Source organism: Salinispira pacifica (assembly GCF_000507245.1).
Taxonomy (GTDB): domain Bacteria; phylum Spirochaetota; class Spirochaetia; order DSM-27196; family Salinispiraceae; genus Salinispira; species Salinispira pacifica.
In genome coordinates this window covers 1,093,740-1,113,342 of record NC_023035.1, presented here as the reverse complement: position 1 = coordinate 1,113,342, position 19,603 = coordinate 1,093,740, and the positions used below count along the sequence as shown (strand labels likewise).

At 55.1% G+C, this 19,603-nt stretch carries 17 protein-coding genes and 1 tRNA gene; 8 read left to right on the top strand and 10 right to left on the bottom strand.

Features of this window, described 5'->3' with window-relative positions; genetic code table 11:
• Positions 1–49 precede the first annotated feature (49 nt).
• A complete protein-coding gene (locus L21SP2_RS04865) occupies positions 50–604 on the bottom strand; it encodes a TM2 domain-containing protein (RefSeq protein WP_053335586.1) in 555 nt (184 codons plus the stop codon).
• A gap of 51 nt (positions 605–655) precedes the next feature.
• Positions 656–1,948, bottom strand: a complete 1,293-nt coding sequence (locus L21SP2_RS04860; protein WP_024267381.1) for a flagellar motor switch protein FliG — start codon at positions 1,946–1,948, stop codon at positions 656–658.
• 275 nt (positions 1,949–2,223) lie between these two features.
• Between L21SP2_RS04860 and L21SP2_RS04855 the strand changes: the two genes are divergently transcribed.
• Positions 2,224–2,296 (top strand) — tRNA-Phe (locus L21SP2_RS04855).
• Between the two features lie 584 nt (positions 2,297–2,880).
• On the opposite strand, the gene L21SP2_RS04850 is transcribed toward L21SP2_RS04855, so the two are convergent.
• The 4 genes from L21SP2_RS04850 to L21SP2_RS04835 all read right to left on the bottom strand — a co-directional run bounded on the left by L21SP2_RS04850 (position 2,881) and on the right by L21SP2_RS04835 (position 7,349).
• Positions 2,881–3,561 carry a Crp/Fnr family transcriptional regulator gene (locus L21SP2_RS04850; RefSeq protein ID WP_024267380.1) on the bottom strand — a complete coding sequence of 227 codons (681 nt, stop codon included), beginning with the start codon at positions 3,559–3,561 and terminating at the stop codon, positions 2,881–2,883.
• Positions 3,558–5,504 (bottom strand): heavy metal translocating P-type ATPase, encoded by a 1,947-nt coding sequence (locus L21SP2_RS04845; RefSeq protein ID WP_024267379.1) that lies wholly within the window; start codon positions 5,502–5,504, stop codon positions 3,558–3,560. The genes L21SP2_RS04850 and L21SP2_RS04845 overlap by 4 nt, the downstream gene beginning before the upstream one ends.
• A 19-nt stretch (positions 5,505–5,523) precedes the next feature.
• The gene (locus L21SP2_RS19135; RefSeq protein ID WP_024267378.1) at positions 5,524–5,739 is read right to left on the bottom strand and encodes a heavy-metal-associated domain-containing protein; all 216 of its coding nucleotides are present in this window, start codon (positions 5,737–5,739) and stop codon (positions 5,524–5,526) included.
• A gap of 98 nt (positions 5,740–5,837) precedes the next feature.
• The gene (locus L21SP2_RS04835; RefSeq protein ID WP_024267377.1) at positions 5,838–7,349 is read right to left on the bottom strand and encodes a sigma-54-dependent Fis family transcriptional regulator; all 1,512 of its coding nucleotides are present in this window, start codon (positions 7,347–7,349) and stop codon (positions 5,838–5,840) included.
• Between the two features lie 213 nt (positions 7,350–7,562).
• Here L21SP2_RS04835 and L21SP2_RS04830 point away from each other — a divergent pair, with 213 nt between their 5' ends.
• Complete coding sequence (locus L21SP2_RS04830) at positions 7,563–8,210, top strand: peroxiredoxin (protein WP_024267376.1); 648 nt, start codon at positions 7,563–7,565, stop codon at positions 8,208–8,210.
• Positions 8,211–8,344: 134 nt separating this feature from the next.
• Here L21SP2_RS04830 and L21SP2_RS04825 read toward each other — a convergent pair whose 3' ends face one another.
• From L21SP2_RS04825 to L21SP2_RS04820, 3 genes are all read right to left on the bottom strand, one after another.
• Positions 8,345–9,241 (bottom strand): arsenic resistance protein, encoded by an 897-nt coding sequence (locus tag L21SP2_RS04825; RefSeq protein WP_081719470.1) that lies wholly within the window; start codon positions 9,239–9,241, stop codon positions 8,345–8,347.
• Positions 9,145–9,354, bottom strand: coding sequence for a hypothetical protein (locus L21SP2_RS18530; protein ID WP_053335584.1), 210 nt, complete (start codon positions 9,352–9,354; stop codon positions 9,145–9,147). Before L21SP2_RS18530 ends, L21SP2_RS04825 begins: the two co-directional genes overlap by 97 nt.
• A 114-nt stretch (positions 9,355–9,468) precedes the next feature.
• Positions 9,469–10,215 (bottom strand): hypothetical protein, encoded by a 747-nt coding sequence (locus L21SP2_RS04820; RefSeq protein WP_024267374.1) that lies wholly within the window; start codon positions 10,213–10,215, stop codon positions 9,469–9,471.
• Positions 10,216–10,331: 116 nt separating this feature from the next.
• Between L21SP2_RS04820 and L21SP2_RS04815 the strand changes: the two genes are divergently transcribed.
• Positions 10,332–11,144, top strand: a complete 813-nt coding sequence (locus L21SP2_RS04815; RefSeq protein WP_024267373.1) for a TrmB family transcriptional regulator — start codon at positions 10,332–10,334, stop codon at positions 11,142–11,144.
• A 120-nt stretch (positions 11,145–11,264) separates the two neighbouring features.
• Here L21SP2_RS04815 and arcC read toward each other — a convergent pair whose 3' ends face one another.
• Positions 11,265–12,227 (bottom strand): carbamate kinase, encoded by a 963-nt coding sequence (arcC, locus tag L21SP2_RS04810; protein ID WP_024267372.1) that lies wholly within the window; start codon positions 12,225–12,227, stop codon positions 11,265–11,267.
• Positions 12,228–12,444: 217 nt separating this feature from the next.
• On the opposite strand from arcC, the gene ord reads away from it, so the two are divergent.
• The 5 genes from ord to L21SP2_RS04785 all read left to right on the top strand — a co-directional run bounded on the left by ord (position 12,445) and on the right by L21SP2_RS04785 (position 19,512).
• On the top strand, positions 12,445–13,548 hold the full coding sequence (gene ord, locus L21SP2_RS04805) for a 2,4-diaminopentanoate dehydrogenase (protein WP_024267371.1): 1,104 nt from the start codon (positions 12,445–12,447) through the stop codon (positions 13,546–13,548).
• A gap of 93 nt (positions 13,549–13,641) precedes the next feature.
• A complete protein-coding gene (locus L21SP2_RS04800) occupies positions 13,642–13,998 on the top strand; it encodes an ornithine aminomutase subunit alpha (RefSeq protein ID WP_024267370.1) in 357 nt (118 codons plus the stop codon).
• A complete protein-coding gene (oraE, locus tag L21SP2_RS04795; protein ID WP_024267369.1) occupies positions 13,989–16,238 on the top strand; it encodes a D-ornithine 4,5-aminomutase subunit OraE in 2,250 nt (749 codons plus the stop codon). The genes L21SP2_RS04800 and oraE overlap by 10 nt, the downstream gene beginning before the upstream one ends.
• Positions 16,238–17,683: a GlmL-related ornithine degradation protein gene (locus L21SP2_RS04790; RefSeq protein WP_024267368.1), complete on the top strand. Its 1,446-nt coding sequence runs from the start codon at positions 16,238–16,240 to the stop codon at positions 17,681–17,683. The genes oraE and L21SP2_RS04790 overlap by 1 nt, the downstream gene beginning before the upstream one ends.
• On the top strand, positions 17,680–19,512 hold the full coding sequence (locus L21SP2_RS04785; RefSeq protein WP_024267367.1) for an alanine racemase: 1,833 nt from the start codon (positions 17,680–17,682) through the stop codon (positions 19,510–19,512). The genes L21SP2_RS04790 and L21SP2_RS04785 overlap by 4 nt, the downstream gene beginning before the upstream one ends.
• Positions 19,513–19,603 lie beyond the last annotated feature (91 nt).

Sequence of the window (19,603 nt, the reverse complement as noted above, 5' to 3'; positions counted from 1 at the left end):
TATACTGATTTCAATCTGAGATGTACAGTTATACGCGCATCCCGCCGATTCAGAATTTCAGCTGAGCCCGCACCGAATCGCTGAGAAATTCTTCAAATACAAACACTTTCAGACCGTTATGGCGCATTCCTTCCCGTGCATACTGCTTGGCGACCATCAGCTCAAGATTGTGCTGGGCCTGGTCAGCCGGGATGCCCGACTCCAGGGCAAGCTGTGCGGCAGTGAGAACTCCCTTGTTTTCCTGGGCAAGAATAAAGATGAGATGCTCAAGACTCTTGGCCTCCGGCCTCTTTGGAGCATCGGATGAGACCGATGAGCGGGGAGAAGAATCGTATTCACCCAGGCGCCTGGGGGGATAATTGCGGTAGCGGTCATACTCATCATCATCCAGAGCCCGCTCAATGTAGAGCCGTCTGTTGGCCTCTTCCACCATCCGGGGCATTTTAAACAAATCGATGATGGTCCCCAGCCCGAAAAATCCGTAGGTAAAGAGGTAAAAGAGACCTGAAACCGGTTTCCCCAGGTAGAAGCGGTGAATTCCCGCAGGTCCCAAAAACCCCAGCATACATAAAAGATACGAATCACCTAAACGCTTTCTGCCCAAACTGCACTCCTGTTTTCTGCTTTACTGTTCCACTGCCCCACCAGGAGGTTGTTACTCCACCATGGGTTCATCATTCCGGGGTATGACAATATCGCCGCGTTCTTCCATACGGCGCAGTTTCAGGATGAAATCCCGGGTGCTTTCATCCACATCTTTCCGGGGAACCGGTCCAAGATAATGATAGTTCTCGCTGATTGCAATACTGCGCTGACTGCTGACATTTTTCAAAAAGCGCACCCGGATGTTTTCATCCTTTCCCTTCATAAGAAGGGCAATATCTTCATCCGCCATATCGGCAAGAATTCTCTGGAGATCGGTATCCCGTATATGCAACACCCGATCAATGGTAAAAAGTCTCTCTTTTATGCGGGACTCCACATCAGGAGCCTCGATGCCCAGATCTTCAAGGATATTCCGCTCGCTGCTGGCATCCATGCTGCGGAGAATCTCCGCAAGAACCTGAGCTCCGTCCAGTTCATTGGTCTGCTGGGTTCCGATTCTCCGGATCTTTCCCTTAATTGCCTTGGCGATATTATGAAGCACATCCTGGGAAAGCTTCACCTTCTCACCCATGCTCCGGATAATCCGGGGCTTCTTTTCCGCCGGCAGATCCTTCAGCAATCCCGCCGCCCGGCCGGGTTCAAGATGGGAAAGAATGATTCCAATGAGACGGGGCGGTTCATCCTTAAGGAGCTGCTTCAGCTGCCCCGGTTCCAGTTCATTCAAAAAATCAAGCTGGTCGAATCCCGGGGAACTGGACGTCCTGGCAAGAATATCCACGGCCTTTCTCCGCCCGATGGAACGCTCGAGAATATCCCGGGCCACATCCTTACCGCCCCTGAGGCGCTCCTGCTCCCTGCCGGCGGCGATCTGAAACTTTTCGATGATCGCCTTGCTCTCTTCGGGTTTGAGTACCCGGATCCGGCTTATCTCAAGGGAAATTTTTTCCACCATGTCGTCGGGGAGCAGTGCAAGAATCCGGGACGCCTGTTCGGTGCCCATGAGCATGAGAAGACCGGCAATTTCCCGTATGCTGGGCTTTTCTTCCGGCGCGCTGCGGCTGATAATTTTGAGAAAGTCATCGCCGCTCAGGCCGGTTTTCACCAGACCTGATTTCCCCGGAGGCCGAGCCCGGGACGTTCCCCCGGAGCGGTCCCGGGACCTTGCAGGTGAATCCGAAGAGCCGTCCTCCACCGGACGGGGTATGCCCTTTTTTCCGCCTGGGGCGGAAGGCCCGGATGTGTCGGCAGGGCCGGATGTTCCGGAAGAGGCGGAAGAGGGCGGGGATGCCTTGGATTTTCCGCCTTTGCCGTATGCATTTTGGATGTGCTTGTTTAATTTCATCTGTACACAGAATAGATGGCCTCACCGCCTCCGGTCAATAATGGGAGTGCTCAGAAGCTTGTAAAACAGCGCTTTCCCCAAAAACCGGTTCAGATATAGAGCCGTGTCCAGGCAGCACCTCCACAAGGAGCGCCGGTTTCTGTATGACCAACGTAATCTGTTGATTTTCACAAGCTTCGGTGCACTGCCCTCGTGAAGCCGTGTTTTTTCTCCATTTCAGGTTGACAATAATTTCCGTCTTTATTATAACTACCCTCACGTTGTAAAACGTGGATGCCGCTGTAGCTCAGTCGGTAGAGCAAGGGACTGAAAATCCCTGTGTCATCAGTTCGATTCTGATCGGCGGCATGAATAAAAAACCCGGACCTCGCGTCCGGGTTTTTTTATTCACTCCGTCATTGAAGAGCGAACTGTTGTTCGATGCAAACAGGCGTGTACCGCAGCCGGAACGGCGAGGAACACGCCGGGTAGATCGGCGGCAAAAAAAGACCAAATACCCTCGGGTGTTTGGTCTTTTTTTGTTGCTGTGAAGATTGACTGTTGTTCGATTCTGTCTGGATGCATAGCCGAGCAGCAACACGGAGCGTTGCGACCAGGCATCGGCGGCATGAATAAAAAGCCCTGGACTTCGGTTCGGGGCTTTTTATTTTTTGCCATGAAGAGCGACTGACATCAGTGATGATTCTGACAGGATGCATCCGCGTGCAGGTGGCGCAGCCACCGGCCAGCGGCGGCGGCATAAAAAACAGCCCCCGGCTAATTTGACCAGGTGGTCACATTCAAGAGGGGGCCTAGTTTTCAGGCGACTTTGGTGAATACATACGGCAGAACAGCTCACAGATCTGCAGGACAAATACCAGGGGCGTGAATATCTGAGGCATTACATATGGCACTTCCGTGAGTATCTTTATTCTTACTTATTCATATCATTCTTAATTCACTGCTTCCAAACCGGGCCGATCCACAATGTGTATAACTCCTGGACCGGGCTGATAGATTACCCCCTGTTCCTGGAGCAAGGAGAGTTTTCGGGAGAGGGTTTCCTGGGTCATCCCAAGCTGGCTTGCCAGGTCGCCCTTGGTCATGGGAAGGGTTAGCTCCGAGCTGCCCCCGGACAAATCCAGAATGGCCCGGGCTGTCCGGTATTCAGGGGAGCTGTGCTGATTCTGCTCCAGCCGGGCTTGAAGCTGCTCCACCCGGGTGCTTAATTCTTCCAGAACCTTTAAGGCAATGGAAGGGAAACGCTTCATGAGGCTTTTCAAGGCGTCTCCGGGAATTACACACATAGTGGAATCCTGGAGGGCCTCGGCAAAATCGGTACGGGGCATTTCATGGAGAACACTCATCTCCCCCGTAAATTCCCCCGGGCCGATAACCCGGAGGACCTGGGACTTTCCGGATTCGGTAATCCGGGAAATCTTGACCCGCCCCTGATGGACAACAAAGAGTTCTTTGCTTACTTTTCCGGCAAAATATACTGTTTCGCCCTTTGATACGTGGCGTTCCCGGGTGATGGCCGCCACCTCCCCCATTTCCTGGAGGGAGAGATCAGAAAAAATCGGCACCAGGGAAATACATCCTGGATCATAATCCTCATGAATCGACACGGTCATACCACCTCTATCCCGGGTTTCTTCCTTCCCCGCTTCCTCCAGGAAAGGTTCGCAAGCCACCGGGAAAGAAACCGGCCCCTATTCCCCGGCGGCTTGAAATACATCAGCCTCAGGGCATTGAGAATCACCAGCAGTACCGACAGCTCATGTATAAGCATACCAAATGAAAGGTTTACCGTCTTTATGAGAACCCCCGCCAACAATACACCGGCAACGCCCAGGGCAAAGATAATATTCTGCTTCACATTCCGCAGCGTAGCCCGACTTAATGACAGGGCAGTGCTGAGCTTCTGAATGCGGGAGGAGAGCAGAACAACATCGGCGGTCTCCATGGCTATGTCTTTTCCCGCACCGCCAAGGGCAATACCAAGGTCGGCAGCTGCCAGAGCCGGTGCATCATTCACCCCGTCTCCCACCATGGCGGTCTGTCCGTACCTGTCCTGAAGTTCTTTCAAAACCCGCACCTTGTCTTCGGGAAGAAGTCCGGAATGAACGCTGTCCAACCCGAGGCTCCCGGCTACAGCCCGGGCGGTCCGTACTCCATCCCCTGTGAGCATGGCGATATGCCGCACTCCCTGGTTCCTGAGTTCCTGAACCAGCTCCTGCACCCCCTGACGCAGGCTGTCTTCGATGGCAATTATTCCTAAAAATCCCCGGGGGGTTCCCACAAGCACTCCCGTTCTTCCCAGCTGCTCCTGGGCAGCAAGACGGGCTTCAGTTTCCCCGTCCAGGGTAATTTCCATGTCCGCGAAGAGTCTCCGGTTTCCGATGAAATACCGGTCACCCTGCAGGGAAAACTCAATGCCCTGACCGGGAATAATCCGGGACTCATCCGGTTTTCTCAGGCCGGTAACCCCGAACCGGGTTTCCGCATAGTTGACCACCGCAGTCCCCAGGGGATGCTCGGAGTAGGTTTCTCCCGTGGCGGCAATTCTCATAAGCTCATCCGGATCGTGACCGCCCAGGGTAATCAGTTCCGATACCCGGGGCCTTCCCTGGGTCAGGGTGCCGGTTTTATCCAAGGCGACTGCCTTAACAGTCCCCAACCGCTCCATAATATCACCGCCCTTTATGAGGATACCCCGGCGCGCCCCGGTTCCTATCCCGGCTACAATGGAAACCGGGGTAGAGATCACCAGGGCTCCCGGACAGGCAATGACCAGCAATGTGAGAGCAAGGGTCACATCCCGTGTCAGGACAAACAGGATCACCGCCAAAACAATAATTCCCGGCGTGTAGTAGCGGCTGAATTTTTCCAGGAATTTCTGAGTCTGGGCTTTTTTATCCTGAGCATCCTCCACCATGTGCAGAATCCTGGCAAAGGTGGTTTCCTCCCCCACCCTTCGGGCCCGGATTATCAGGTATCCGGATTCGAGAATACTTCCCGAGAATACCTCGCTGCCGGATTGCGCCTCTACAGGCAGGGGCTCTCCGGTAATGGCGGCTTGATTTAGCGCCCCGTAGCCTTGGGTTACAATGCCGTCCACGGAAACCTTTTCTCCGGGCTTAACCACAATCAAATCATTCTGTTCCACCCCTTCGGCAGACATAACCTGTTCCTGCCCGTCCCTGAGAACCCGGGCGGTTACCGGAGCAAGGTCCAGCAGCGCCTTAATGGAGGACCTGGTTTTCTCAATACTTCGGGATTCAAGATAATCACCCAGGGAAAACAGAAATGTTACCGCAGCGGCTTCCCAGTATTCCCCGATGATCACCGCCCCGATAACAGCGATGGTTACCAGGGCGTCGATCCCGAGAATTTTATAGCGCAGGGCGGAGAAGGCCTTCGTGAAGATCGGATACCCTGCGGAAATTCCGGCAGCCATCATGAACCAGGCGAAAACCAGCTGAAGCTGCCACAGCTCCCTGACTGCAAAAGCAAGGGTAATAAGAGCAGCAGAAAGGACGAGACGCTGTATCTTTGAAATTTGTAGAATCCGCATAGCCCCTCCCTTGCCCGTCCTAGCGTTCACCCTTCACAGGATATCCTAAAGCCGTAATCCTGGACTGTAAGGTTCGGGAGTCCACTTCGGCCTCGTTGAACCGGACCCGGACCCGGGACGAGTTAAACAATACCTCAGCTTCCGTGACACCTCCTGTTTTCTTCAACATGCCCTCTATTTTGGCAACACAGCTGGGACAGGATACAGTTTCCAATTGATATGTTTTTACGGTCATTCAGCGACCTCCTTCACGGATATTTCCGGCGTGGACAGGATCCCGCCGTGATATACCCGGAGAATACGCTGAAAAGAAATGCGGCGCTTTGATTCAAATCAAACTTGCATAAAATTCATGCGGGTGATTCCGAGTTTTTTCATTCGGCTTTGGAGCGTGCTGGGTTTCAGTCCCAGAAGCACTGCGGCCCCGTCTTCTCCGTAAATCTTTCCCCTGCAGCGGTCAAGACCGGCAGCGATGTGGGATGCCTCCATTTGGCGAAGGGTGGGAAAGGCGGCGTCAGAAGACCGGGGGGTATCCGGTTCATTGAAGCTGCGGGGAAGCAGGTCCCCGAAGCTCTTTAAGCCCAGGTGCCGGCAGGCAATTCTTCCGTCCCTGACAAAGAGCGCGGCCCGGCTGATGATATTTTCCAGTTCCCGTACATTACCCCGCCAGGGATATTCAAGCATTCCCTCAACCGCTTCCTCACTGAGATACAGGTCTCCGTACCCCCGGGTGTTTCTGAGTTTTGAGAGAAAGTATTCTGCCAGAAGCAGAACATCGTGTTCCCGTTCTCTCAGAGGAGGAAGATTCACCGGAACTACACTCAAACGATAGAACAAATCTTCCCGGAACCGGCCGGCACGAACTTCCTCCCGTAGATCCTTGTTGCTGGCCGCAACGATCCGAACATCACTGGATAGTGTTTTTTCGCCCCCTACCCGCTCGAATGTTCCTTCCTGGAGTGTACGAAGCAGTTTGGGCTGAATTTCCCCAGGCAGATCGGCAATTTCGTCCAAAAACAGTGTGCCCCTGTGGGCCATCTCAAAACGGCCTCTTCTCAAGCCCTCCGCCGAGGTAAAGGCTCCTTTTTCATGTCCGAACAGTTCGCTTTCCACCAGTCCGGCATTGAGAGCTGAGCAGTTCAGGGGAATAAAGGGACCGTCTTTCCGATCGCTCAGCTCATGGATCGCCTGAGCTACCCGTTCTTTCCCGGTCCCCGTCTCACCATTTATCAGCACCGGTAAAACCGAAGGAGCCACAGTTCTTACCTGCTCAATCACCTGCCTCCATGAGCTGCTTTCGCCGATGAGAGTATCAAAAACCCGGATACGCTCTCCCAGGAGAATATTGCGTTCTCTGATCAGATGCTTGCGTATTCCATCCAGATATTTTCCGGAATCGTATTGTGCAAGGATAATGGCAATGAGTCGGGAAACCGTAGCGATAAATTTCACCACTGCCGGAGTGAACTTTCCGCAAGCCCGGTGGTCAAATGTCATGAGTCCCACCGGGTCATCTTTTACATACAGAGGTGCAACCAGGCAACTGTGACCCTCCGGTAGATCGATAACCCCTTCATATGTATCGATGTGATCTTCTTCTTCATCAAAAAGATAAGGCTCGCTGGTTTTCAGCAGACGGGCGATATCTCCCCGCTGACGCAGATCAATCTGAAATTCGTCAAATTCCTTCCCCGCAAGGGGTCCGCTGGCCTTACTCACAACCAGGCGATCCTGCCTGTGGAGCCTGAGAATTACCGCCAGTTCAAAATCAACAACATCCCGGACAGCTTCGAGAATAATCTCCAACAGCTGATCTCCATTATACTTAAGAATATCTGTTTTCATTCCGGTCTCCTTCACGGATATATCAGTATTACCGAAATTTCGGTGGATTACAACACCGGAATATCGGTATTATTGAATAACAGTTTATGTACCGTGAGATTATTTCGGTTATAATTTGTTGTATAATATATATTTAAATATTCCCACTCCAACTTCCATACTGCTGGCACGATACTTGCTTAATATGGATAAACACATATAAGGAGTTTTGAAATGGAAGAACATAATGTAAACATGCCCCTGCTGGGCGATGATTTTCCTGAGATGTCAGTTTCAACCACCCACGGTCCCATGAACCTGCCGGGAGATCTGAAAGGCAACTGGGCGGTAATTTTCAGCCACCCTGCGGATTTCACCCCGGTCTGCACCACTGAGTTTGTGAGCTTTGAGAAACGGATTGATCAGTTCAATGAACTGGGTGTCAAACTGATCGGCATGTCGGTAGATCAGATTTTCAGCCACATCAAATGGATCGAATGGATCGGCGAGAAACTGGATATCGATATCAGCTTTCCCGTGATCGCCGCCAACGATACGATTGCCAACAAACTGGGAATGCTTCATCCGGGAAAAGGCACCAATACGGTACGTGCCGTGTTTATTCTGGATCCCCAGGGAAAGGTACGCCTTACTTTGTACTATCCTCAGGAAATCGGACGGAATATGGATGAAGTGGTCAGGGCGGTGAAGGCCCTCAAGCTTTCGGATGAAAACAAGGTTGCGGTACCGGCAGACTGGCCGAAAAATGACCTGATCGGTGATAAGGTGATCATTCCTCCTCCCCAGAGTCAGAAAGATGCGGAAACACGTCTGGACAGCTATGACGGATATGACTGGTGGTTCTGTCACAAATCACTCTAAAGAAACATCTGAGTCAGGCCGGATACAGGCAGGTTCTGTATCAGCTGACACAGTTCACTGAATGCTTCAGAAAAAGGGCCGGCTGTGCATCGCATCAGCCGGCCTTTTTTTGCATACCCGAATGATGTATCCGCTCAGTCCCCTTCCTGCAGGGCAGGTGAGTTCACCCCCACAGCATGCTGCCGCTCATGAGGTCTCTTTGCAAAACGAATAAACACGGATGCGCTTTGCACCTGAATGACATATGCAAGGGCCAGCAGAAGCGCAGCCTGAGACCCGATGGAAGGGAAAGCTGTAACCGCAATTGCAAGGGAGAGAGACAGGTTCCGCATTACCGTTGAAAAGAGCAGAGCAACACCATCTTCCCTGGAAAAAAAGCGGCGTCCGATACCACTCACCCCTGCATAGAGCAGCCCGTAAAAAAGAAGAACCGGCACCAGAAGATACAACAATTGCCCGGGAGATGCTGCAAGCTGGCGGGCTTTCAACGCAGTGGCCAGAAAAACTATGCCCAGCACGCCCAGGGTTGAGAGTGAAGGTATGCGGGGTTTCCAATATTCCTGAAAGCGGCTCTCCGAGCTTCGTCGAATGAGATACCATCGGATACCCGCACCGGCAAACATGGGAACAAACACCACAAGCAGAATCTGCCTGAGTATACCACTGAGATTGATATCAGCACGGCCGCCCATGAAGGGAACCAGATACAGAGGAGCCAGCAGGGCTCCGGCAAGAAGGCCGATTACCATCAGACTCACTGCGGCCTTGATGTTCCCTCCGGCAAAACCTGTCCATGAGACCGTCATACCGCTGGTCGGGATGAGCCCGATCATCAGCATGCCGAGAAAGAGTCCCGGTTCCGATGGAAAGAAAACTCTTCCTATTCCCAGGCTCAATGCCGGTATCAACAAAAAATTGATCAGAAGATTTCCCGTCACAAGTCCCGGTTTCGGGGCTGGCGAATTAAGCCGCTGATAGGGAAGGTTACCATCATGGGAAGTATCATCATTATAGTTACCGGCATAATCCATGACTTGAGGAACGTGAGATCCCCGGCTGCAAGGCCGAACAGGAATCCCGCCGCCATAGAGGCGGCTATTGCCCAACTCAGATGTTTTTTTACCGCTCCAAGAAACTGCCACATATCCTAACTCCGTATAGTTATTTTTTTTAATATAGTGTTTATACTATATTAGAAACACTGTCCACCATACGGGAAATCGGGGGGGGATCCGCTCTCAGGCGTTGTCAGTTGTTGTCAGGCGTTGTCAGGATCGTGCGGCCCATTGTCCGATTCCTCCCCGAGGGTCCGGCTGATCTGTCGGTATAGATTATCAAGTTTCTTCCGGCGCCGTGAGCTGACCGCCGAGAATATACTCCGGGCGAGGAGGAAACTGCCCGCCAGTGCAGCGGGAACGAAGAGGGCGGTGAACAGCCCAGATTGAAGGGCTCCAAGGCCGACGCCGAAACCCACACCGAATCCCACTCCCATTCCAAGGCCACCCACCAGGCCGCCGAACAGACCTCCGGCCAGGAGCTCCTGACGGTTCTGAATATCAACCGAGGTTGATTTTTTGCCGCTGTGCACGGATATCTGCAGATTCCATGAGTTGTCGCCGTTGATCATCTGACTGCTTTTCCAGAACAGCTGATTTCGTGTTATAGAGAGGTTGCCGTGAATGCCCGCTTCTCTTGCGATGATCACCCCCAGCCGTTCCAGGGTTTCCTGATCTGCCGATACCGGAAAATCGCCCCGCCTGCGCCACTCTATATCGCCGCCGAGAATGCGGCTGGAGGTGCTGCCCCCGCTGTCCAGTTCCATCATCGCCCGGTTGATTGCGTCCCGTGAGATTCCCAGTTCGCCGCCGACGTTCATGACTTCTTCAAGATCCATTCCCGAGTCTCCGGATGCCGTGCCCGAAGCTGATGTTTCCCTGGCCTGGATTTCTATGGCCTTTTTCAGGATTCGCTCAAGTTCCTTGTTGGAGTATTTTTCGTCTGCCATGAGACCATGATAGGTGAATCCATCCGGCTCAGCAAGAAGGACAGGGAACGGTTGAGCATAATGTCGCCGGGAGAAACGTATAGTGTTACTACTGCAGTTATGATATATTTAATCCCATGAAACAGGATGTTGATTCCATAATCCGTGATCTCATGGATGCGGGTTTTATCGAGTACGAGGCCAAAGTGTACCTCTCCCTTCTCCAGGCCCACCCGGCCAGTGCATACACCATCTCACAGAACTCCGGCGTCCCCCACTCCCGGGTATACGATATCTGCCGGCGTCTGAAAAAGAAGGGCTATGCGGTATCTACCGGCACCAATCCGGAGACATTTTCTCCCCTCTCGCCGGATGAACTGATCGATAAAATCCAGCGGGACAACGACACCCTTACCAGAAAATTGAACAACAGCCTCCACTCCATCTCCTTTTCTTCGGACTTTGATCCGGTATGGAATATCCAGAGCCGGGAGGAGGCCCTGTCCAAGACCCGGGAAATCATCGCCCAGGCGAAAACATCAATATACATCGGTCTCTGGAGCGAGGAGTTCGAACTTCTGAGGGAAGAGCTTAGGAAGGCCGATCAGCGGGGCGTGGATGTGTTCATGTTGATATACGGCCATATTGACGTGGATTTCGGCGAGGCGTACTTTCATGACCGGGATCATCTCGAGGATATTTTCGACCAGGGGCGGAGCATCGACCTGGCTGCGGACAGGGAGATCTGTCTTTCAGGCATTCTGGGTGAGCCGGGAAAAACCGAAATGGTGTGGACCCGGAATATCGGCCTGGTGCACTCCATAGAGGGCTACATTATCCATGATTTTTACCTGGCGGAGTTGGTTGAGGTGATGGGAAACCAAGTAATGGTTGAACATTTCGGAAAAAACCTTTCCAAGCTTCGGGACAAGTTCAACAGACGGCATTGACCGGCTCCGAACCCGCAACACCCGAACCCCTAACACCCGGTCCAGAAAGCCGCCGGGCCGCTCATAGCCGAGCTATCGCCCCGCCGAATCCGGACCCGGCCCTTGTGTGCTGGAATTCCCTCAGGCCGTGAAATGGGACTGGATGACCGTTCCCGCCTCCCCGCGAATCGCCGCTGGAAGACTCTCTACGTCGGTAATGATCACCCGATTCTCCGGATCCGCCTGTACGAATTCTATGGCAGCTGCAATTTTCGGCCCCATGGATCCCGCCGGAAAATGTCCCTGACGCTGATAATGCCGGGCCTGTGCCAGGGTAATTCTGCTGAGATCCTGCTGCTGGGGAGTTCCAAAGTTGATACTCACCTGGGGCACACCGGTAATAATGATCAGTTCATGGGCTCCCACCGACAGGGCCAGTTTCATGCTTGCAAGGTCCTTATCGATTACGCAGTCCATTCCTTCTATGGTTCCGTCTTCCTGATAATAGACCGGGATGCCTCCGCCCCCGCCGGTTATAACCAGGTAGTTTTCATCGATCAGGTGGCGTATGGATTCCTTCTCCACGATGTCCAGGGGATAGGGGGATGCCACATAGCGGCGGTAGCCTCTGCCTGCATCATCCCGGACCACCCAGCCCTGTTCTTCTTCCAGTTTCTTTGCTTCTTCTGCGCTGTAAAACGGGCCGATGGGTTTGGTGGGCTCATCCAGTGCCGGGTCGAAGCGGTCCACCACCACCTGGGCCGGAATGGTGACCACATTCCTCCATATGCCGTGGCGGATCATGGTGTTTTGAAGGCTCTGTTCAATCATGTAGCCGATTGAGCCGCAGGTCATGGCGTCTGCAACCCCCAGGGGTGTTTCCGGAAGGCTGGTTTTCGAGCATTCCACCATCAGCATGATATTTCCCACCTGCGGTCCGTTGCCGTGGGTTAGGAGCAGCTTATACTCCTGCTTCAAGAGCTCCACCACCCCCTCCATGGAAAGCCGTGTGGCCTGGAACTGGGCGTGGATATCCGTTCCCCGTTTCTTATCCAGAATTGCGTTACCTCCCAGGGCAACTACCGCCAGTTTTCTCTCATCCATCCTCGACTCCTCGCTGGGCTGTGGTCTTCCATATATCAGCAGACATCAACATTACTACTATAATAGTAAAATGCCGGAAGTTGATCTTAGACCTCCCGCAGTCCCCCGTCAAGGAAATTTACAGCAGGGATTCTTTCCTTGACAGCAGTATGGGACGGAGTATACTTACTACTATAATAGTAAATGCAACCGGCAGGACCGGACCAGGGACGGGTATATGAGCGATACGGTGAAAGTGCTGATTTGGGGATTCGGAGCCATGGGAAGCGGCATGGCCAGGGCATTGCTGGGGAAAACCGGCGTAGAAATATCCGGGATCTGCGACATGCATCCCCAACGGCGGGGCAAAAGCATGCTGGAGGTTCTGAAGATGAACTCCGGCGGAGCTGACAGCGCCGGAGCTGGGACCGGAGGCAGCGCCGGACCGGGCTACCCACGGGACGTGGTGATCAGGGAATCCATCGAGGAAGCCATGGAAGACGCCCGGGATGCATCCATCGCTCTTCTGGCCACCGACTCATTTACCAGGAAGGCCTATGAAAAGATCATCACCCTCATTGAGGCCGGCTACAATATAATATCCACCGCCGAAGAGATGGCCTACCCCGCCGCCGGAGAACCGGAACTGGCCGGAAAAATCCATGAGAATGCAGCGAAGGCCGGCGTCACGGTGCTGGGGACGGGAATCAACCCGGGACTGATCATGGACCTTCTGGTGGTGATGATGACCGGCGCCTGTCTGGATATCGACCATATTCAGGCGGAACGGGTGAACAGCCTCTCCCCCTTCGGACCAGCGGTAATGGAGGAGCAGGGAGTGGGACTGAGCCCCGAAGAGTTCCGCCGGGGCGCACAGGACGGCAGCCTGGCCGGGCATGTGGGCTTCCAAGAGAGCATCGGCATGATCGCCGACGCCCTGGGGTGGAAGCTCAGCGCACCAATCCGCCAGAGCATGGAAGCCATCGTCACCGGCGTTCCCCGGAGGACCGAGTACGCGTCTGTTGAGCCCGGAGATGTGGCCGGATGCCGCATGGAAGGCCACGGTGAGGTGGACGGCGTTACCAGAATCGAAATGCTTCACCCCCAGCAGATCGAGCCGGAGGCCGAAGGAATCGAAACCGGAGATTACATCAGAATCAAGGGCACTCCGAATATCAACCTCCAGATCAAACCCGAGGTTCCCGGCGGCATCGGCACCATCGCCATGTGCATCAACATGATTCCCCATGTAATTAACGCATCTCCTGGACTGAAAACCATGCTGGATCTGCCGGTTCCCCGAGCTATTCTGGGAGATATGCGGGAGATGATTCACCAATAGGAGCACCCGGGCACGGCCCAGGCCCCGGTCCGGCCCCTGCCCGGGCCCGGGATTGGGCATTACAAAACCGAACAAGCAGAATAAGGAGCAGATATGCAGGAGCGAAAGGATGATTTTCAGGTCAGGAGAAAACATCTGGCAGATTTGAGCGAAAAACAGCTGGAGGAACGGTTCTGGCAGCTCGCCGACGCCCTCACCCAGCCGCTGATAGATACGGCCTACCATCACACCAGCCCCTCCATTGAACGGTCGGTGCTGCTGCGGATGGGAATTTCCAGCCTTGAGGCGGCGGCAATTGTGGAAAAAGCCCTGGACCACGAACTTCTGGGCAAAGGCGCAGGGCATATCGTGTACCGCATCGCAGCAGATCAGGGCATCTCAATCGGCGAAGCTGCGGCGGCCCTGGCCGAAGGAAAATTCTGGAAGGAGGCCCGGGCCATATGGACATGAACACCGAAAACCCCAATAAAACAGGGAAATCAGCTCACATGCAGCTGAATCCCAATGAAAAACTGGATGTGGAACGGATCCTGGAGGATCTTGAGCATTATCATCCCCGGAGGCGGGGCTGGTTCTGGCGCAAAGGCGGCGGACAGAAGCGGCAGATCGGCCCCTTCGAGTATTATCAGACCACCGAAAACCTTTCCCATTCCGTCCCCCTCCCCGCCGCCCACTACTTCGGCGATATTGATCCCCAGCCGGTGAGCACTATCACCACCGAGATCGCCTCCGGCCGCTTTGAGGACGATATTCGGCGGATGCGGATGGCAGCCTGGCACGGAGCCGATCATCTGATGGTGATCCGCACCGCCGGGCAGAGTCATATGGACGGTCTTCTGGAAGGCAGCCCCCAGGGGATCGGCGGGGTTGCCATTACCAGGAAGCAGCTGAGGGCCCAGAGAAAGGCCCTGGATCTCATAGAAGATGAGGTGGGGCGGCCCATAAACTACCATTCCTACGTGAGCGGCGTGGCCGGACCCGAGATGGCGGTTCTCTTCGCTGAAGAAGGGGTGAACGGCGCCCACCAGGATCCCCAGTACAACGTGCTGTACCGGAACGTGAATATGGTGCGCTCCTTTGTGGATGCTGCGGTTGCCAAGAGGGTAATGGCATGGGCGGGGATCGCCCAGATTGACGGCGCCCATAATGCCAACGCCACCGCCCGGCAGGCCTGGAAGGTAATGCCCGAGCTGATGGTTCAGCACGCACTGAACTCCATGTTCTCCGTGAAAGCGGGAATGAAGCCCGAGGATATTTGCCTCTCAACAGTACCCCCCAGCGCACCTCCCGCTCCGGCCATGCGGCTGGATCTGCCCTATGCCGTGGCTCTGAGAGAACTGTTCCGGGATTACAAGATGCGGGCCCAGCAGAACACCAAGTACATGACGTCATCGGCCAGGGAGGCCACGGTCACCCATACCCTGAACCTCCTGATCAGTCAGTTCACCCGGGCTGAAATCCAGTCCACCATCACCCCCGACGAAGGGCGGAATGTTCCCTGGCATATTTACAACGTGGAGGGCACCGATACCGCCAAGCAGGCGTTCAACGGCATGGACGGCCTGATGGAGATGGTCTCCCTGCGGCGGGACGAAGGGGAACTGGCTGAGAATGTCCGGGAACTGAAGGAGCGGGCGGTTCTCTACATGGAAGAGATGCTGGAGCTGGGGGGATATTTCGATGCGGTGGAAGCGGGAATGTTTGTGGACTCGGGAAAGTACCCGGAGCGCAACGGGGATCCCATTGTACGCAAACGTGACGGGGGCGTGGGTGCGGGAACCGTATATCCCCGGGACGATGATTACATGGCTCCGGTGACCGCGCATTTCGGTTACAACAATCTTGCCCCCTACGGAACAGAGGCCGAGAAAAACCCCTCCAGTCTCATTGACGGCTGCACCTTCGAAAAGCCCGAGAAAATTGTGTTTATTGATGAGCTGGATGAAAACGATAATGTGGCGGTCCGGATGGCCGAAACCGCCCATTTACGCAACTCATCCATCATCAAACCGGAGATGGAATGGCAGGGGGACGGCACGGTGCTTCTCACCATGTTTCTGCCCACCGACCAGCGGACCGCCCGCTTTGCGGCCCTGGAGGCTGCAAAGAACATGAACCTTTCCGAAGCCGAGGTGATTCACGCGGAGGTGATGCATCCGGCGGAAGGAACCCGCATTGAACTGAAGGGGAAGGTTGCCTTCACCATCGATACCTCCAAACTGGAAATTCCCCCGGAGCCCAAGGTACTCAGCGAAGAGGAGATCAGGGCAGAGATCAAGGCCCGGCCCATGGCCATCGTGGCTGGTACGGTGGGCGAGGACGAGCATTCGGTGGGCCTGCGGGAGATCATCGATATCAAACACGGCGGAATTGAGGGCTACGGAATTGAATGCCACTATCTGGGAACCAGCGTACCTGTTGAAAAGCTGGTGGATGCGGCAATTGAGATCAACGCCCAGGCCATCCTGGTTTCCACGATTATCAGCCATGACGAAATTCATTACAAAAATATGAAACGGGTCCATGATCTGGCGGTTGAGAAAGGCGTGCGCGATAACATTCTGATTATCGCAGGCGGCACCCAGGTGACCCCCGACCTTGCGGTGAAGCAGGGCGTGGATGCGGGATTCGGCCGGGGAACCAAGGGAATACACGTGGCCACCTTCCTGGTGGAAAACAGGAAGAGCTGATGCAGGTTGATATCCTCTCTGCGGAGATCGGAAGCACCACCACCGTTGTGAGCGCGTTTTCCGGCATGGATTCCCCCCGGGCGGCCCGCTCTCCCCGGCCCCGCTTTCTGGGCCAGGGAGCAGCTCCCAGCTCGGTTCAGCAGGGGGATGTACGCATCGGCCTGGAGCAGGCCGTTGAAGAGCTCAAGAAAAGCCTGGGTGTACCGGAGCTTCGGTGGGGCCGGTTCTTTGCATCATCCTCAGCCGCAGGCGGCCTGAAAATGAGCGTACACGGCCTGGCCTACGATATGACGGTGAAGGCCGCCCGGGAAGCCGCCCTGGGGGCCGGCGCCAATATCTCCCTGATTACTGCCGGGAAAATGCGCTCTGAGGATATCCGGAGCATGCTGGATGCCCTGCCCAACATCATCATGATCGCCGGGGGAGTGGATTACGGTGAGCGCGATACGGCCCTGCACAACGCACGGGCCATTGTATCGGCGCTGATCTGTGAGGGGCGAAGCGTCCCGGTCATTTATGCGGGGAACTGTGAGAATCACCGGCAGATCCGCACCCTCTTCGACAACACTCCCCTGCCCCTTCATATCTGTGACAACGTATATCCCCGAATCGATGAGCTGGTAATTGAGCCCGCCCGGAATATCATTCAAAAGGTGTTTGAAGAGCACATCGTCCATGCACCGGGGATGGAGCATATCCGGGATTTGATAGACGCTCAGATCATGCCCGTGCCCGGGGCGGTAATGCGCAGCGCCATGGCCCTGAACAGGCGAATCGGCAACCTTCTGGTGTTCGATGTGGGCGGAGCAACCACGGACCTTCACTCGGTGTGCGACGCCTCACCGGAAATTGAACGGATCCTCATCGCCCCGGAACCCCGGGGGAAACGCACCGTGGAGGGGGATCTGGGGCTTTACCTGAACCGCCACCAGGTTCTCAAGCTGGCAGGATCACAGAAAATTGCAGAGAGTCTGGGTGAATCAGTTGAAGCCCTGGAGGCGGGGGTGGATGCCCTGCCACCGGTTCCCCGGAACCCCGATGAACTGAGGATCGCAGAAACCCTCTGCTTCCATGCCGCAAAAAGGGCTCTACAGCGGCATGCCGGAAGGCTGAGGAGCATGTATACTATCTCCGGGAAGCAGCAGCTGGCCCAGGGAAAGGATCTCAGCGCCGTACGGACGGTGATCGGCACCGGGGGAGCACTGACCCGTCTGCCCGGCGGAAGGGAAATACTCAGCCGGGTGCTGGAATCCGCACGGGGGGTGGAATTGTTCCCCCCGCCGGAGGCTGCCATTGTGCTTGATACCCGCTACATTATGTCCAGCCTGGGCGTACTGGCGGAAGAGTATCCGGAGGCGGTTCTTGAACTTCTGGCTGAAAGCCTGGGCATGGAACTGCCGCCGGAGCAGACCGGCCAGAAACAGGCAGGGAGGGAACCTTCATGAGCGGACCGGAAGTGATGGTCGATGTTGCCCGGATAGAGGAAAACACCCGGGTCATTGTCGAACTCTGCACACAGCACGGCATAGAAGTAACCGGAGTCACCAAGGCAAGCTGCGGCATGCCCCAGGTTGCCAAAGCCATGCTCCGGGGCGGAGTCACCATGATCGGAGAAAGCCGGCTGGAGAACATCCACCGTCTGAGGGCGGGAGGCATTTCCGCTCCCATCATGCTGCTGCGCATCCCCCCCCTTTCGGCGGCGGAGGAGATCGTACGCAGTGTGGATCTCAGCCTGAACTCCGAACTTTCGGTGATCCAGCGTCTCAGCGATGTGGCCCTCTCAGTGGGTACCGTGCACGATATTATTCTCATGGTGGATCTTGGTGATCTGCGGGAGGGTATCTGGCCCGAGGATCTTATGGAGACAGCATCCCGGGTTATGGAGATGGAAGGGGTGCGGATCCGGGGCATCGGTACAAATCTGACCTGTTACGGGGGCGTGATTCCCAGTGAGGAAAACCTCGGCAGGCTGGCGGGCTACGCGGATGAAATAGAAAACCGCTTCGGCATCCCCCTGCCCATCATATCCGGTGGGAACTCCAGCTCCCTGAATCTGCTGGCAGAGGGGGGCGTTCCCCGGAAGGTGAACAATCTGCGGATCGGCGAAGCCATCCTTCTGGGTCGGGAAACCGTTGAACGACGGGCCTGGCCGGGCACCAGCCAGAAAGCCTTTCTGTTGAGCGCTGAAATTATCGAAAAAAAACGAAAACCCTCGGTTCCCATCGGGATCACCGGACAGGATGCCTTCGGAGCAACGCCGGTGTTTCAGGACCGGGGCAATATTCTCAGAGGCATCCTGAATATCGGCCGGGAAGATGTGGATGTGGAAGGGCTTGAACCTGCGAATCCCCGTATATCCATTCTCGGAGCCTCGTCTGATCATCTTCTTGTTGATATCAATTCCCTGGAAACCGAGCCCGGGCTGGGTGAAAGCGTGGAATTTATCCCCAACTATTCGGCCCTGCTGGCCTGCATGACCAGCGCCTATGTGGGAAAACGGGTGATTCTCCCGGAACATCTGAGACACCCCCGCCGCCGCTCTGTGTTACTGGTGGGACGGCTCTTTCAGAACGAACGCTACGGCCGGGAGCTTGAAACCAGGCTGGAAAGACTCAACTACCGGTTCCGGAGAACCGAAGCAGGACTCGGGGTTGAGGAGCTGGCCGGGGAGATAGAACCGGGAGCCATTCCCGTTCTCGGGGGGCGGGAACTGTGCGTTACCGGGCTTGAAGCCGCTGCCGCAAGCATGAACCAGTTCGGCCTGCTGTGGGTGGACTCCACCATCCGGAGCGAGGAACTGAGCCGGGTGCTGGGCAGGGACAATGAACAGATCAGCAGAAGTCTGGATCTGAGCAACATTGTTCTGCTGGGGGTCCGGGAGATAGAAGAAGATGCGGCCCAGATTATCAGGTCTCTGAACATCCAGGTGTTCACCATGGAGGAGATCTCCCTCATCCCCATGCGTGAAATCATCCGCCAGTCCCTGAAGCGAACCTCCATGGGAACCGAGGGGCTCTACCTGAAGTTCAGCGGAAGGGTTGCGGACAACGGCAATGACGGGCTCACCAACCGGGAAACCCACCTGGTCATGGAAATGACGGCGGCATACAACACCCTGAGGGTTCTGGAAATTGACGACGACGAACCGGACGAAGCCAGCCTTGACTCGGCCTACATCCGCTCCAGCAGGGAGGCAAGCGCAAACATGCCCCGCTTCCTGCTGTCGGCCCTGGGTAAACGGATACTGCCGGTGATCTCTGAGCCTGATGAATAGAAAGATAGAGAATTGGGTTTTATTTTATCTATAGTATGATCACATTGCTCTATTCAGGAATAGTTTTTCTTTTTTATTCACTTATTCACAA

Excerpts from the sequence above, each read along its gene's own strand:
- L21SP2_RS04860 (WP_024267381.1), bottom strand. The coding sequence starts at position 1,948 with ATGAAATTAAACAAGCACATCCAAAATGCATACGGCAAAGGCGGAAAA.
- L21SP2_RS04850 (WP_024267380.1), bottom strand. The coding sequence starts at position 3,561 with ATGACCGTGTCGATTCATGAGGATTATGATCCAGGATGTATTTCCCTG.
- L21SP2_RS04845 (WP_024267379.1), bottom strand. The coding sequence starts at position 5,504 with ATGCGGATTCTACAAATTTCAAAGATACAGCGTCTCGTCCTTTCTGCT.
- L21SP2_RS19135 (WP_024267378.1), bottom strand. The coding sequence starts at position 5,739 with ATGACCGTAAAAACATATCAATTGGAAACTGTATCCTGTCCCAGCTGT.
- L21SP2_RS04835 (WP_024267377.1), bottom strand. The coding sequence starts at position 7,349 with ATGAAAACAGATATTCTTAAGTATAATGGAGATCAGCTGTTGGAGATT.
- L21SP2_RS04830 (WP_024267376.1), top strand. The coding sequence starts at position 7,563 with ATGGAAGAACATAATGTAAACATGCCCCTGCTGGGCGATGATTTTCCT.
- L21SP2_RS04825 (WP_081719470.1), bottom strand. The coding sequence starts at position 9,241 with ATGGATTATGCCGGTAACTATAATGATGATACTTCCCATGATGGTAAC.
- L21SP2_RS18530 (WP_053335584.1), bottom strand. The coding sequence starts at position 9,354 with ATGTGGCAGTTTCTTGGAGCGGTAAAAAAACATCTGAGTTGGGCAATA.
- L21SP2_RS04820 (WP_024267374.1), bottom strand. The coding sequence starts at position 10,215 with ATGGCAGACGAAAAATACTCCAACAAGGAACTTGAGCGAATCCTGAAA.
- L21SP2_RS04815 (WP_024267373.1), top strand. The coding sequence starts at position 10,332 with ATGAAACAGGATGTTGATTCCATAATCCGTGATCTCATGGATGCGGGT.
- arcC (WP_024267372.1), bottom strand. The coding sequence starts at position 12,227 with ATGGATGAGAGAAAACTGGCGGTAGTTGCCCTGGGAGGTAACGCAATT.
- ord (WP_024267371.1), top strand. The coding sequence starts at position 12,445 with ATGAGCGATACGGTGAAAGTGCTGATTTGGGGATTCGGAGCCATGGGA.
- L21SP2_RS04800 (WP_024267370.1), top strand. The coding sequence starts at position 13,642 with ATGCAGGAGCGAAAGGATGATTTTCAGGTCAGGAGAAAACATCTGGCA.
- oraE (WP_024267369.1), top strand. The coding sequence starts at position 13,989 with ATGGACATGAACACCGAAAACCCCAATAAAACAGGGAAATCAGCTCAC.
- L21SP2_RS04790 (WP_024267368.1), top strand. The coding sequence starts at position 16,238 with ATGCAGGTTGATATCCTCTCTGCGGAGATCGGAAGCACCACCACCGTT.
- L21SP2_RS04785 (WP_024267367.1), top strand. The coding sequence starts at position 17,680 with ATGAGCGGACCGGAAGTGATGGTCGATGTTGCCCGGATAGAGGAAAAC.